This window comes from Flavobacterium mekongense (genome assembly GCF_047038255.1).
In the GTDB taxonomy this organism is placed as follows: domain Bacteria; phylum Bacteroidota; class Bacteroidia; order Flavobacteriales; family Flavobacteriaceae; genus Flavobacterium; species Flavobacterium mekongense.
Genome location: NZ_CP174374.1, coordinates 2,242,701 through 2,257,086, shown reverse-complemented (window position 1 = coordinate 2,257,086; position 14,386 = coordinate 2,242,701). Strand labels below are relative to the sequence as shown.

Below are 14,386 nucleotides of genomic sequence, written 5' to 3'. Positions count from 1 at the left end.
TTTTCCACTAATTTATATTTTTTTCTTAAATCCCGTTTAAGTTTTAGCCAATAGTTTATTTTTGCGCTATGGGAAGAAAACAAACCAAGAAAGTTATTTTTGAAAACATTACGGTTTTGGATGCCGGCGCCAAAGGTGTTTCGGTAGCCAAAGCACCCGAAGGTCAAGTGATTTTTATTACGAATGTGGTTCCGGGCGATGTAGTAGACGTGCAAACTTTTAAAAAGCGAAAAGCTTATTTTGAAGGGAAAGCCATTAAGTTTCACCAATATTCGGCCGATCGTGTTACACCGATTTGCCAACATTTCGGGGCCTGCGGTGGATGCAAATGGCAAAACATGCACTACGATAAACAGTTGTTTTATAAGCACCAAGAAGTTTATAACAACCTTAAGCGTATTGGTAAAATCGAATTGCCAACCTTCGAGCCTATTTTGGGTTCGGCCAAACAGTTTTTCTACCGCAATAAAATGGAATTCGGTTTCTCTGATTCGCGTTGGATGACAGACGCTGAAATTCAATCCGGTACAGAAATCGACAATAAAAACGCTTTAGGTTTTCACATTCCCAAAATGTGGGACAAGATTCTTGATATCGAAAAATGCCATTTACAGGAAGATCCGTCAAATGCTATTCGCAATGAAATCAAACGATTTGCTACTGAAAATAACATCACTTTCTTCAACGCCAGAAACCATACCGGTTTGCTCAGAACTTTGATGATTCGTACGGCTTCTACCGGAGAAATTATGGTCTTGATCCAGTTTTACCAAGAAGACAAAGCGAAACGAGAGTTACTCCTAAACCATGTTTATAACACTTTCCCGCAAATTACTTCTTTGTTGTATGTAATTAACGGCAAAGCCAATGATACGCTGTATGACCAAGACATTAAGTTGTTCCAAGGACGCGATTATATTTTGGAGGAAATGGAAGGTCTGCACTTTAGCATCAATGCCAAATCGTTTTACCAAACCAATTCCGATCAAGCTTACGAACTCTACAAAATCACCCGTGAATTCGCCGGATTAACAGGAAATGAAGTGGTTTACGATTTGTACACCGGAACCGGAACCATTGCGCAATTCGTTTCCAAACAGGCTCAAAAAGTGATTGGCGTTGAAGCCGTTCCTGAAGCCATAGCCGATGCCAAAGAAAACGCCAAACGCAATAATATTACCAACTGTGAATTCTTTGTAGGCGATATGAAAAACGTGTTCAACGACGAATTTATTGCACAACACGGCCAACCGGATGTCATTATCACTGATCCACCCCGCGATGGTATGCACAAAGATGTGGTAGATCAAATTCTGAAAATTGCCCCTGAAAAAGTGGTTTATGTAAGTTGTAATTCGGCCACCCAAGCACGTGATTTGGCTTTAATGGATGAAAAATACAAAGTTACCAGAGTTCGACCTGTAGATATGTTTCCGCAAACACACCATGTAGAAAATGTTGTACTTTTGGAAAAAAGATAAGCAGTAAGATTTGAAATTTATGAAAAGAATAATAATGCTTCTTTGTCTGGTCATGGCATTTTCCGGCTGTGAAAAAGATGATATTTGTGTAGATGAAACCACACCGCAATTGGTTTTAGAGTTTTATGATATTTCCAATCCCACAGTATTAAAAAATGTAGTCAATTTGAAGGTCACCGGCGATGGTATGACAGATGCTTTGAATACATTTAACGGTGTGAGTACGATTAGTCTTCCCTTAAAAACAAACGAAGACACTACCAAATACCATTTGTTACTTAACAGCAACAGCAGTACAGCTTCCAATGAAGATGTATTGGAATTTAATTACACTCGTGAGAACGTTTATGTTTCCAGAGCTTGCGGTTACAAAACGGTCTTCGAATTAAACAACGCAAACGGGTTAGTTTTAACCGATGCGATTACTCCAGATGGCCTTTGGATACAAGACACCAACCTTCAAACCAACTCAATTATTACCGAAAATGAAGTGCATCTCAAAATTTACTTTTAGTATAGCCCTGGCATTGCTTTCGTTTTCAGGCAATGCTCAAGAGGAAAAAGTCACTAAAGACAGTGTTGCGGCAAAAACAGAGCGTTACGGATTGCGTGTTGGAGTTGATTTGTTTAAACTCACCCGCTCTTTTTATGAAAAAGATTATCGCGGATTAGAATTGGTTGGCGATTATAGGTTGACACGCAAACATTATTTAGCTTTAGAGTTGGGTAATGAAAATAAAACTGTCGATGACGATCAACTAAATTTTACTACCAAAGGTAGCTATATCCGTGTGGGGTTTGATTACAACTCATACCAAAATTGGCTGGATATGGAGAACATCATATCTGTTGGATTAAGATATGGTGTAAGCAGTTTTAGCCAAAGGTTGAACAGTTATGAAATCTACAACCCGAATCAGTATTTCGGAGAAAATCCGGTGGTAATTTCAGGAGAGGAATACAGCGGTTTATCAGCCCAATGGATTGAAGTAGTAGCCGGAATGAAAGCCGAAGTTTTTAATAATGTTTTTGTGGGTTTTAGTTTCCGTTTGAATCGTTTGGTAAATCAGAAACTCCCGAATAACTTTGACAATTTATACATTCCCGGCTTTAATCGCACTTACAACGGCGACTTTGGTGTGGGCTTTAACTATACCGTTTCTTATTTTATTCCAATATACAAAGCAACTGTAAAAGCTAAGGCAAAAACGGAAAGCAAAGCCAAATCTAAAGGAAAAAAGAAATAATTAAACTTCTTTAATTCCTTTTATAAAAATCCATTTCATGAATACTTTTTCACCGTCTTTGGTGGTAACAGCTTGAAATTTGGGTGCTAAAATAGTTCCAATCACAAAAGCGGTTAAGGGTAACCAAAATCCGGTTAAATGAGTGTATAGGACTAACAAAAATCTAACAGCTACAAAAATCACCGCAAAACAAAAAAGGTTGTATAGTAAGGCTTTGGTTTTTTTACTCATAACATAAATTTTACGGTCCAAATATAAGCAAATATGAGCTCTTTACTACTATTGAACCTATATTAAACCCAATCCATTTCAACCATTATTATTGCTTTTCTTTGAATTTTAATTTGCTGTAAACCAAATTTTTCTAAAAAAAATCCTGCAATTGTTAATAAAAGGTGGGTATGTTTCTGTTAATTAACATTTATTTTGATTCATAAAGTTTACCTTTGCCTTACCCAAGTTTACATTTAATTAAATACGATCGCTATGGAGAAGTATTTCAACTACAGCATTCATCTAAAGAATGAAGGCACCAATCGTGAGACTATAGTGCTCAAACAAATTTCAGAAAGCAATGCTATCCACAACATTCTGGAATTTCCGAAATCTGATATTGATATGGTAATCGAAACCCTCTTCAAATCAAAAAAAGATATTTTTGATGAAGATATCGATTTGCCCAATGAGCAGGAAATCAACCCAATGATTTTAGACACATTGGTTGAGTTGTTCTTTTCCGGGATCAGTATAGCCGACTTAGCGTCGCAGTACAATTTGCCGGAATCCATGATTAAGCAAAATTTAGAACGCAAAGGCATCGTACTTTTCGATGAATTTTAATCAGTAATCCAAAACACCTTCTTTAAGGTGTTTTGTTTTTTAAGGAAAGTTTAAAAAAACCGACTTCATACCATATGGAAAAATAGATTATTTTTGAAATCTAAATCGCCATAAAATTGTTGTATGAAGAAAGTATTGATTGCTTTAGCCTTGTTTCTCTCTTCCTTTATTGCCCAAGCCCAAGCAGGTTATGAAATCACCATCGATTTAAAAAACTGCAACGACACCTTAGCTTACCTTACGTTTTATCGTTTTGACAAAACCTTAATAAAAGATACTTGTACCACTATCAAAAACGGACGAATTGTTTTTAATGGTAAAACCAAACTTCCAAAAGGAATTTATTCGTTGGTTGGCCAACAAAAATCGATATTATTTGATTTTTTTATTGATGATGATACTCAAAAATTACACCTCAAAAGTGAATTTGGTCCCAACATTAGTAAAGAACTCATCGCTTTAAATTCGGACCGCGAAAACGAATTCTTTAATTATATTCGTTTTTTAGGCGATCAAAATAAAACCTTTTTTGAATACAAGCAAAGTCATCCCTTAGCCACTAAGAATGACTCGCTGGATTTGACCAACAAACAAAACGAGTTGGAACAAAGCATAGCCGATTACGAAAGTCAATTCATCAACCGTTTCAAAGGCACTTTTATTGCCGATGTAGTCAACTTAAAAACCGAAAAAAAACTCAAAGACATCCCCAAAAAAGCAGATGGTTCGCCAAATCACGAGGCTTCTTATAAATACTACAAAGATAATTTTTGGCGGAATGTTGACTTTAAAGATGACGGTATGGTCCACAATCCATTTTTATTCAATAAATTGAAAAACTACTTGGACAATGTTGTGGTGAAAAATCCGGACTCTGTTTGTGTGGAAATCGATCGTATTTTGGCCCAATCCAAACCGGAAACCTTGATATATAAGCTGATGTTGGCGCACTTGACTTACAGTTATGAAACTTCAAAAATCATGGGATTTGACAAAGTGTTTGTGCATCTTTCCGATAATTATTTCAAAACCGGAAAAGCCAAAGGAATATATGAAGACGACGACGTAGTACAAAGAATCATCAAACGAGCCGACAAACTCAAAACGCTATTGATTGGTGCTAAAGCCATCGATTTGTCGATGATACGGGCCGAAGACTTTCCGAAAATGAAAGCGATGGGATTTGAAGAGGCCAAAAACAGTGAAGAAATGACCAAAGTATTTTATAAAAACGTCAACGAAGTCAATAAAATGTGGGTCAAATTAAGCGATGTGAAAGCCGAATACACCATTTTGGTTTTTTGGGATGTAGATTGTGGTCATTGTCAAAAGGAAATTCCGAAACTCGTTACCGCCTACAACGAAATGAGTAAAGAGAAAATGGATGTCAAAGTCTTCAGCGTTTACATGCAACACGAAGGCGATAAATATTTGAAATATATAGCCGATAACAAACTGCCTTTTATCAATGTTTACGATGGTGCGCACTACAATAATGCCATCGAAAAATATGACGTCTACTCTACTCCTGTGATTTACATTTTAGACAAGAACAAAGTCATCAAAGCGAAACGAATCGAAGCAGACAAAGTGAAAGAAATCATACAATCGCTTGAAAAAGAAGCTAAAAAACAATCTTAATCCTTCATGAAAAAAATTACTTTTTTCCTTTTGCTATGCTTAAATTTTTCAGCTTACAGTCAGGATAAATTTGGCGTTTTTACCGGTTTCAATTACTCTTACTTTACAGATGGTATAGCCGGACAAGTATTGGCTGAAGAATCCTTTGGTTTACAATTGGGAATTGTTTATGAAAAAGAACTATCGGCTAAAGTACATTTTCGTCCGAAATTGGCTTTTTCACAACAAGGCGACCGAACCAAAACTGAAGGTGTAATCAATTTTGATCCGATTGTTGGCGGCGATTTTGAAATAGATCAAATTGACTCCAAACTCACCTATATCAACTTGCCTTTGGATTTTAAATTTTGGAATAAGATTTATGTGATTGCCGGACCTCAATTGGGTTTTCTGGTACAAGAAACTCAGTCGGGTCAGTTTAACCAAAAAGCGAAATCGAGTGTTGATTTCGGATTCAACTTAGGTGGCGGATTCACAGTAAACAAGTTCTTTTTTGAAGTAGGCATTTACCAGGGGTTTACCGAAGTATATCGCTATAATTATTTCTACACCAACAACAGTGTTAAGGCGCATAATGGCTTCGCAAAGTTTACGGTTGGTTATATGTTTAAATAAATCGATTGACCTTAATCGCGTGGATTAAATTTGGTTCGTTTGCTGCCTTCGTACATTTCGTATTTCACCAAACGCGCTTCCAAACTTCCGTTAAAGAGCTTTATTTTACGAGACGGTCTCAAACCTACAAACTTTAGAGCTTCCAAATTAGCTGTGATAAACCAAGCATTTGTGTTGGGATAATTATTTTTCAAAGTATCGCCTAATTCGCGGTAAAACCGTTCCAAATCGATATCCAAACGTTCCCCGTAAGGCGGATTAAAAACCATATGCAACGGACCAACAGTTTCTTTTTTTGTATCAAAGAAATTCGCTTGGCTAATCGTTACATAATCTTCTAAATTAGCATTAACGATATTGTCTTTGGCTTTATTGACGGCACTTGGTGCTTTGTCGTATCCGATGATTTTATAGTGAAACTCTTTGGTGCGTTTCATCAATGAATCGATAATTTGGTCAAACAAATCGTTATCCCAATCGTTCCATTTTTCAAAAGCGAATTCTTTGCGATTGATGTTGGCCGGAATGTTACAAGCAATCATTGCTGCTTCGGCTAAAATTGTCCCGGAACCACACATTGGGTCTAAAAAATCAGAATTGCCGTCCCAACCGGAAAGCAACAGCATCCCGGCAGCTAAAACTTCGTTAATCGGCGCAATATTGGTGGCACTGCGATAGCCTCTGTGATGCAAAGAAGCGCCGGAAGTATCTAAAGAAACCGTACATTGGTCGCGGTCGATGTGAATGTTGATTCGCAAGTCGGGGAAATCTTTATCGATGCTTGGTCGTTGCCCGAATTTTTCTCGGAACTGATCCACTATAGCATCTTTGGCTTTCTGAGAAACAAATTGTGAGTGTTTGAAATTGTCGGAATGAATGGTAGTGTCAATCACAAAAGTCTGGCTCGCATTGAGGTATTTACTCCAATCGACACCCTGAATGCCTTTGTACAAACTTTGGTCGTTAAAAGCTCTGAATTGGTAAATGGGTTTCAATATTTTTAAAGCAGTTCGCAACGACAAATTGGCTTTATACATAAACCCTTTATCGCCTTTAAAACTAACGGCTCGCGTTCCCATTTCCACCTCTTGCGCGCCTAATTGTTGTAACTCTTTAACCAATATTTCCTCAAAACCAAAAAAGGTTTTGGCTACCATTTTAAAATTTTCCATTTTCAATACGAATTGCAATCACAATATCAATATAAGACATTGTCATAAGTTCGGCAAAAATACACTAATTTTGCGGCTGAAGAATTCATTTGAATAGAATAAATGTCTGAACATTTAAATAGCGAAACCCGCAATACAAAACCCGAAGCCGATATTTGGTACGCTTCCTGGTTTGACACACCCTATTATCACATTTTATACAAAGAGCGCAATTACCGTGAAGCGCAAATCTTCATGGACAATCTAACGCATTATTTGAATTTACCTGAAAAAGCAAAAGTACTTGATTTGGCTTGTGGGAAAGGCCGACATGCAATTTATTTGAATCAATTGGGTTATGATGTAATCGGGGCAGATTTGTCTGAAAACAGTATAGCCGAAGCCAATAAAAATGCCAACGAAACACTGCATTTTGTAGTCCACGACAAACGCATTCCCTTTGAAGAAAAGTTTGATGCCATTTTCAATTTGTTTACCAGTTTCGGATACTTCGAAAATGAAGAAGACAATCTGCAAACACTTATTGCTATCAAAGAAAGCTTATCAGACTATGGCTTTGCAGTAATAGATTTTATGAATGTACATACTGTATTGGAAAATTTAATACCGGAAGAAACAAAAGAAGTTGATGGTATAACTTTTCAAATTAAACGCTATTTGGCGGATTCATTCATCATTAAAGAAATAGATTTTGTAGACCAAGGTCGAGAATACCATTTTGAAGAAAAAGTCAAAGCCTACACATTAGACGATTTTAAACGAATGATGGAGCAAGCCGGTATTTATTTATTGGATACTTTTGGGGATTACAAGCTTAAGAAATTCCACAAAAATACCAGCGAACGATTAATCATGATTTTTAAATAAAGTCAAACCCATACAATTGTCAGCCTGTTCGGAAACATTGATATCCGAAGACCATACAAACTACAATTTACAACCAAAATGAACTACATCCTTCCTTTACTATCGGTTTTAATAGGTTATGCTATAGCCTTGATTATTAAGCCAAAAAAGAAGAATAATTTAAAGCTACTATTGGCTTTCAGTGGTTCCTTTTTGTTATCTCTAACCGTAATGGATTTATTGCCTAAAGTTTATGAAAGTCACAACCACAGCATTGGACTTTTTATAATGGTTGGTATTTTATTTCAAATTATTTTAGAGTTTTTCTCCAAAGGTGCCGAACATGGTCACGTTCACGGACACGACAAAATCAACAGCATGCCTTGGTTGTTGTTCATCAGTTTGTGTCTTCATGCTTTTTTAGAAGGATTTCCGGTAGGTCATCACCACGATTTAGCATACGGAATTGCGATACACCACTTGCCTATCGCCATCATCCTAACAACATTTTTTTTGAATGCCGAATTGAACAAAACAGCGCTTTTCGTTTTTATGGTTTCTTTTGCCTTGATGACGCCATTAGGCACTTGGATATCAGATTCTGCACCAATAATAACCCAATATTTTACCGAAATTACAGCAGTAGTGATTGGTATATTATTTCATATTTCTTCCACTATTATTTTTGAAAGCAGTGAAGGACACAATTTTAATATTGCTAAGATCTCAATGATTATATTAGGAATATTATTGGCCGGTTTTGTTTAAAAATCTGAAGTAATCTCATTATCTTAGCCACTCAGAACTTTAGCACTTCAAAAATGTCCTTCACCAAAACTACTGAGCAATCTTCTCATTATGAGCGTTTGGAACAAATGTCTGTACACGACTTATTGACCAACATTAATAATGAGGATAAAACCGTACCACTGGCCGTTGAAAAAGCATTACCTCAAATTGAAACTCTGGTTACTCAAGTGGTAGCCAAAATGAGAGCAGGTGGCCGATTATTCTACATTGGCGCCGGCACCTCAGGACGATTAGGCATAGTAGATGCTTCGGAATGTCCGCCTACTTTTGGCGTACCCTTCGATTTAGTGAACGGTATTATAGCCGGTGGCGACAAAGCCATTCGCAAGGCCGTAGAATTTGCCGAAGACGATAAAGAACAAGCTTGGAAAGATTTGGTTGCGGAAAACATCTCCGATAAAGATGTGGTAATAGGAATTGCGGCTTCCGGCACAACACCTTATGTAATTGGTGGTTTGGAAAAATGTCACGAAAACAATATACTTACCGGTTGTATTACTTGTAACGAAGGTAGTCCGTTAGCCGTAACAGCACAGTTTCCGGTGGTAGTTGTGGTTGGTCCGGAATTCGTAACCGGTAGTTCACGTATGAAAGCCGGTACCGCACAAAAACTGGTTTTGAATATGATTTCTACAGCAACCATGATTCAACTGGGTCGAGTGAAAGGCAATAAAATGGTCGATATGCAACTCAGCAACGTTAAGTTGGTTGACCGTGGTGTGCGCATGATTATGGGAGAAATACCGGTTACTTATGAAGAAGCTTCAGCATTGTTGGAAAAATACGGCAGCGTGAGAAAAGCGGTTGATGTTTATAAAGGATAAAATGAAGAAAGCGATTCAAATACTACTTTTCCTGATGTTAGTCTCCGGTATTGGCTATTATGTCTATAGGAATACTGCTCGGGCTTCGGTAGTAACCTATGAATCAGATTTAAATCCGGATAATTATCCGAAAACGCTTGACAGTATTCAACAACTTCGAAAAAAATTAAATGGCAAAAGTCAGTCAGAAATAGCTCAAGCCTTTACCAATCAACTGACTGGTAAAATATTTCCCTATTGGTACGGAACCGATTGGGACTTCAATGGAACAACACAGATACCCAACAAAGGTAGTATAGCATGCGGTTATTTTGTTACCACCACTTTACGAGACTTAGGCGTTGATATTAATAGAGTTAAATTAGCCCAATGCGCTTCGGAACAAATGATTAAGAGTTTGGTTTCTGAGTCCAATATCGAAAGGTTTTCAAACAAAAGCATCCAAGAATTTGAGCAAACTTTAAAAGCAAAAGGCAATGGCATTTATGTAGTTGGCTTAGACAATCATACGGGTTTTTTACATTTATCTGATCAAGGCAACTTTTTTATCCATTCCAGTGGAGCACGTCCTTTTAAAGTGGTTAAAGAAAAGTTTTCTGAATCTGCTTTACTGATAAAATCAAAATACCGAGTTGTTGGCAAACTGACTGCAGAAAAAAAATTACTTTCTGCTTGGACTAAATTGTAAATTGATGGTTGAATTATTTATTGAAAATAAAGACTTTATCCTGATTCTTACCCTTGGATTAGTTTTCACTTTCATTGGTTTTTACCATAATTATAAAATTGACACCTTAAGAAAGAATGGCATCAAAACCAATGCTTATATTGTGGATTACGTTAGTGAAGTAAGTTATTCACACAATAAGATTCAAGTTTATTATCATGCTTTGATAAACTTCACCGATCTCAAAGGAAATAGCCGACAAGTAAAAGATGAATTCGGAACATCCACCAAACCCAATAAAAAACTGCCTTATCCTATTCAAATTGCTTACCTTGAAGTAAATGGCAGATTGGAAGTAACAACTTTCAACAAAATACAAGACTTTTTCCTGATGTTGATCATGACTGCTGGAGTAATAATCACTATTGCAGTCCTGTTTTTTCGTTTCTTTTTGTAAAACAATATTAAATTCTATTTTATGAAAAAACTACTTACCCTTATAGGTTTACTACTAACACTTCTCTCTTATTCCCAAACTATGACCTTGGAAGGCAGTCGTTTTTATCTTGACGGAAAACGATTGGAAACCCGCGAGGCTCGTCAATTGTTGAATACTAATTATGAATCGGCTTCACTGTATAAAGAAGCTAAAACCAAAGAAGCCGTTGGTGGTTTTTTATTAGGTTTTGGCATCGGATTGACTGTTGGTGACTTAGCCGTTGGATTATTTTCCGATACAAAATACCCCGGCACCATGACTTATGTTGGTGTCGGCTCAATTGCAGTCTCAATTCCGGTACTTTCCGGAAGAAAAAAGCTTTATGAAAAAGCTGCCCAAATTTACAATAATGACCATAAAAACGGTAAATTAGGAGCTTCTCAATCAACTATGGAACTTCATCTTGTTTCTAATAGAAACGGTATGGGTTTTCAACTCAAATTTTAAGCTTATGGCGATCAATAAAACCCTGTTAGATAAAGGTATTAAATACTTGCTTTACGCTTTGCCCTTAATGTTTATTGGCCCTAGTGTAATGTATAATGCTTTTATTAATAAGCAAAATGTGTGGCATTGGTTAGTTCTTGCAATAGGAATGACTCTATGTGGTTTTGCGGTTTATTTTATGTTTAAAGGTGTAAAAGCCATTACAGATGCTATGTTTCAAGATAATAATCCAAAATAATATTGGATTGTTTCTTTTTTAAATTAAACTTCAGAACCTAAAAAAATGAAAAGAATACCATTATTACTATTGGCTTTAACATTGTTTTCTTGCTCCGAAAAAGAAAGGAAATGTACCGATTTTAAAACCGGAACATTTGAATTTGTTCAGGAAATTGACGGTAAAAAATACACCTCTACTTTTACCCGTACAGAAAACTTACAAATTGAAACCTTTAACGGAAAAACTGATACCGCATCGGTGCGTTGGGTCAACGATTGCGAGTTTGTGTTGCAAAAACTACACCCCAAAACCATGAACGAGCGTAAAGCCATCAGCATGACCATACTGTCAACCGAAGGAAACCGTTATACTTTTGACTATTCCTTTGTGGGTGATGCCAAAAAACAACGCGGCACTGTAACTAAAATCAAATAATCCCGTACAAACGATAAAATTTAACTTATAAACCATGGAAGTATTTTTAAATCCCGATGCTTGGGTAGCGCTTTTAACTTTAACCTTTTTAGAAATTGTATTAGGTATTGACAATATTATTTTTATCTCTATTGTGACCGGAAAATTACCGGTAGAAAATCGCAAAAAAGCCACTCAAATTGGTTTATTCTTGGCCATGTTCATGCGTATAGGTTTACTATTCGGTATTACCTTATTAATTGCCATGAAAGAACCGTTTTTCAGTATTGATTGGGGTTGGTTTAGTGCCAATTTTACCGGACAAGCTTTGATTTTATTATTAGGTGGTATCTTCCTGATTTATAAAAGCACTAAAGAAATCCACGAAAAAGTAGATCACAAAGGTGAAGAAGAAAAAGACTTAAAAACTTCGGCTGCCAAATCTTTCGGAAGTGTGATTGTGCAAATTTTATTAATTGATTTAATTTTCTCTATCGATAGTATTTTAACCGCAGTGGGAATGACCAACGGTGTAACCGGTGCTTTGTATATTATGATTGCTGCCGTGATAATCTCTGTAGGTGTAATGATGTTATTTGCCGTACCGGTAGGCAACTTTGTTAATGCCAACCCATCTATTCAAGTTTTAGGTTTGGCTTTTTTAATCCTAATCGGATTTATGTTGATTACCGAAAGTATGCACTTGTCAGAAGCGCAATTAGCCGGACAACATGTAGGCGTGGTGCCTAAAGGATATTTGTATTTCGCCATTGCTTTCTCCTTGGCAGTGGAATTTATCAATATGAAGATGCGAAAAAAGAAATCTTAAACGCTTTAACTTTTTTCAAAAACTCTCCTTAAAGGGGAGTTTTTTACTTGTACACTCTATAAAAACTATATGTAAAATAATTGTTACTCTATGACGATTATCATATTTATAAACAGGTAAATACAATACCTTTGTCCTAGTTATAGAGGTATGGCTAATTGTAAATCGGGGGCCAATGGAAAAAAAAATTACATTCTTAAAAAGATTCTCATCTTTTAAAATTGTACTAATATATGCTGCTGTAAGCGCAGTTTATATTTTTACATCAGACTATTTTTTGGAACTGCTTTTCAGAGATGTTGAAATGCTTTCTAAGTTTCAAACCCTTAAAGGGTTGTCTTTTATCCTTATCACTTCAGTTTTACTTCATGTATTAATGAAGCTTAATATCAATAAATTATCCAATTATTACCGTCAAATTATTGATTTTAAATTGATTACTGAGGAACAATTCAAACAGTCCAAACAAGAATACATCGACTTGTTTAATCACAGTCCTTTACCAATGTGGATTTTTGATGTAGATACTCTAAAGTTTATATTAGTGAATGAAGCGGCTTGCAATCACTATGGCTATACAAATGATGAATATCTATCAATGACGCTTAAAAATATCCGTCCTAAAGAAGATTTGGCTTTGTTTGAAGAGCTACTGGCCTACTCTTTGTTTACCGACAGTTCGTTATCAACCATATTGCGACATCAGAAAAAAAACGGTGACATCATCAACGTAAAAGTCAAAACTACTTGGGTAACTTTTGAAGGCAAAAAAGCTCGATTGGCTTCTGTTGTTGACGTAACAGCCGAAATGAATACCCAAAAAGCCTTGTTGGAAACCAATACTCGTTTAAAAATGGCTTGTGAAATTGCCAGTATGGGTTATTGGACTAATGATTTGAAGACTTCGGAAATCATTTGGTCTCACGAAATGCACAAGATATTTGAAACCAACCCGAAAACTTTTGAGTTGACTTTGGATAATATCAAAAACCGTTTTCATCCGGAGGAACGTCATAAACTCAACATGGATACCTTTTCTAATTTCGGGATTAATGAAATCATCGAGAGTGAACAAAGAATCGTGACTGATTCCGGAAAAATCAAATGGATTTTAGAAAGGATACATCTTATCAGAGATGAAAGCAATGTTCCTTTAAGATTGGAAGGAATTGCCGTTGATATAACCAAAAGAAAACTACACGAACAAGAAATCATTGAAAGCAATGAACGTTTCAAAATCTTGGCCAAAGCCACTGTTGAGGCAATAATCGATTGGGATAATGTAAATGATACCATATTCTTTGGAGAAGGATTCAATACTATGTTTGGCTATGAAACTGGTATGGCCGATAAAAATTTATGGCTAAAAAATATCCATTCTGACGACAGCGAAAGGGTGATAAAAGATTTAAAAAAAGCCATCAAGAACTCTAAAAAAGAGTTTTTCAACGCCGACTATCGCTTTGTTAAAGCCAATGGAGAAATTGCCTACATCCAACACAAAGGTATTTTTATTCGAAATGCAGAGGGTGAAGTAACTCGTATCATTGGAGCTATGATTGACTTAACGGAATCCCTAGAGAAAATGAACAAAATTGAGTCGCAAGACAAAGCATTAAGAGACATCTCTTGGACACAATCACATGTAGTTCGTGCTCCTTTAGCCAACTTATTGGGTTTGATAAATCTCTTAAAAGACAACCATAAGATAGGTTATACTGATGAAAAACTAGTAGAATACATTGGAGAATCTGCCAACAAACTCGATACTATCATACACGACATTGTAAATAAGACGGCTCAAGATAACGTTAATTAAATTATTCCTTTTTGC

At 36.2% G+C, this 14,386-nt stretch carries 18 protein-coding genes; 16 read left to right on the top strand and 2 right to left on the bottom strand.

Annotated elements, in window-relative coordinates:
* Positions 1-68 precede the first annotated feature (68 nt).
* From rlmD to ACJG85_RS09645, 3 genes are read left to right on the top strand one after another with little or no spacing between them, the layout of a single operon-like run.
* Positions 69-1,481, top strand: coding sequence for a 23S rRNA (uracil(1939)-C(5))-methyltransferase RlmD (rlmD, locus tag ACJG85_RS09655; RefSeq protein ID WP_412476292.1), 1,413 nt, complete (start codon positions 69-71; stop codon positions 1,479-1,481).
* A gap of 19 nt (positions 1,482-1,500) precedes the next feature.
* Entirely contained in the window at positions 1,501-1,995 is a 495-nt protein-coding gene (locus ACJG85_RS09650) for a DUF6452 family protein (RefSeq protein WP_412476291.1), read from the top strand.
* On the top strand, positions 1,967-2,728 hold the full coding sequence (locus ACJG85_RS09645; protein WP_412463922.1) for a DUF6048 family protein: 762 nt from the start codon (positions 1,967-1,969) through the stop codon (positions 2,726-2,728). Before ACJG85_RS09650 ends, ACJG85_RS09645 begins: the two co-directional genes overlap by 29 nt.
* On the opposite strand, the gene ACJG85_RS09640 is transcribed toward ACJG85_RS09645, so the two are convergent.
* The gene (locus ACJG85_RS09640; RefSeq protein WP_412476290.1) at positions 2,729-2,959 is read right to left on the bottom strand and encodes a hypothetical protein; all 231 of its coding nucleotides are present in this window, start codon (positions 2,957-2,959) and stop codon (positions 2,729-2,731) included.
* Positions 2,960-3,214: 255 nt separating this feature from the next.
* Here ACJG85_RS09640 and ACJG85_RS09635 point away from each other — a divergent pair, with 255 nt between their 5' ends.
* The 3 genes from ACJG85_RS09635 to ACJG85_RS09625 all read left to right on the top strand — a co-directional run bounded on the left by ACJG85_RS09635 (position 3,215) and on the right by ACJG85_RS09625 (position 5,824).
* Positions 3,215-3,568 (top strand): hypothetical protein, encoded by a 354-nt coding sequence (locus ACJG85_RS09635; protein ID WP_409680932.1) that lies wholly within the window; start codon positions 3,215-3,217, stop codon positions 3,566-3,568.
* A gap of 123 nt (positions 3,569-3,691) precedes the next feature.
* On the top strand, positions 3,692-5,209 hold the full coding sequence (locus ACJG85_RS09630) for a redoxin domain-containing protein (RefSeq protein ID WP_409680929.1): 1,518 nt from the start codon (positions 3,692-3,694) through the stop codon (positions 5,207-5,209).
* A gap of 6 nt (positions 5,210-5,215) precedes the next feature.
* Positions 5,216-5,824 carry a porin family protein gene (locus tag ACJG85_RS09625; RefSeq protein ID WP_409680926.1) on the top strand — a complete coding sequence of 203 codons (609 nt, stop codon included), beginning with the start codon at positions 5,216-5,218 and terminating at the stop codon, positions 5,822-5,824.
* A gap of 11 nt (positions 5,825-5,835) precedes the next feature.
* Here ACJG85_RS09625 and ACJG85_RS09620 read toward each other — a convergent pair whose 3' ends face one another.
* Positions 5,836-6,996: a THUMP domain-containing class I SAM-dependent RNA methyltransferase gene (locus ACJG85_RS09620; RefSeq protein WP_409680923.1), complete on the bottom strand. Its 1,161-nt coding sequence runs from the start codon at positions 6,994-6,996 to the stop codon at positions 5,836-5,838.
* A gap of 102 nt (positions 6,997-7,098) precedes the next feature.
* Here ACJG85_RS09620 and ACJG85_RS09615 point away from each other — a divergent pair, with 102 nt between their 5' ends.
* The 10 genes from ACJG85_RS09615 (at position 7,099) to ACJG85_RS09570 (ending at position 14,371) form a co-directional block, all read left to right on the top strand.
* A complete protein-coding gene (locus tag ACJG85_RS09615; protein WP_409680921.1) occupies positions 7,099-7,863 on the top strand; it encodes a class I SAM-dependent methyltransferase in 765 nt (254 codons plus the stop codon).
* A gap of 78 nt (positions 7,864-7,941) precedes the next feature.
* Positions 7,942-8,610, top strand: coding sequence for a ZIP family metal transporter (locus ACJG85_RS09610; RefSeq protein WP_412476289.1), 669 nt, complete (start codon positions 7,942-7,944; stop codon positions 8,608-8,610).
* A 53-nt stretch (positions 8,611-8,663) separates the two neighbouring features.
* Positions 8,664-9,476 carry an N-acetylmuramic acid 6-phosphate etherase gene (gene murQ / locus ACJG85_RS09605; protein WP_412476288.1) on the top strand — a complete coding sequence of 271 codons (813 nt, stop codon included), beginning with the start codon at positions 8,664-8,666 and terminating at the stop codon, positions 9,474-9,476.
* A gap of 1 nt (position 9,477) precedes the next feature.
* Positions 9,478-10,164 (top strand): hypothetical protein, encoded by a 687-nt coding sequence (locus ACJG85_RS09600; protein WP_409680912.1) that lies wholly within the window; start codon positions 9,478-9,480, stop codon positions 10,162-10,164.
* Between the two features lie 4 nt (positions 10,165-10,168).
* Entirely contained in the window at positions 10,169-10,600 is a 432-nt protein-coding gene (locus ACJG85_RS09595; RefSeq protein ID WP_412476287.1) for a hypothetical protein, read from the top strand.
* 21 nt (positions 10,601-10,621) lie between these two features.
* Positions 10,622-11,089 carry a hypothetical protein gene (locus tag ACJG85_RS09590; protein ID WP_409680907.1) on the top strand — a complete coding sequence of 156 codons (468 nt, stop codon included), beginning with the start codon at positions 10,622-10,624 and terminating at the stop codon, positions 11,087-11,089.
* A 4-nt stretch (positions 11,090-11,093) separates the two neighbouring features.
* Positions 11,094-11,327, top strand: a complete 234-nt coding sequence (locus tag ACJG85_RS09585; protein ID WP_412463919.1) for a DUF6095 family protein — start codon at positions 11,094-11,096, stop codon at positions 11,325-11,327.
* A gap of 45 nt (positions 11,328-11,372) precedes the next feature.
* Positions 11,373-11,744: a DNA topoisomerase IV gene (locus ACJG85_RS09580; protein WP_409680901.1), complete on the top strand. Its 372-nt coding sequence runs from the start codon at positions 11,373-11,375 to the stop codon at positions 11,742-11,744.
* A gap of 34 nt (positions 11,745-11,778) precedes the next feature.
* The gene (locus tag ACJG85_RS09575; protein WP_409680898.1) at positions 11,779-12,552 is read left to right on the top strand and encodes a TerC family protein; all 774 of its coding nucleotides are present in this window, start codon (positions 11,779-11,781) and stop codon (positions 12,550-12,552) included.
* Between the two features lie 175 nt (positions 12,553-12,727).
* Positions 12,728-14,371: a PAS domain-containing protein gene (locus tag ACJG85_RS09570; protein ID WP_412463917.1), complete on the top strand. Its 1,644-nt coding sequence runs from the start codon at positions 12,728-12,730 to the stop codon at positions 14,369-14,371.
* Positions 14,372-14,386 lie beyond the last annotated feature (15 nt).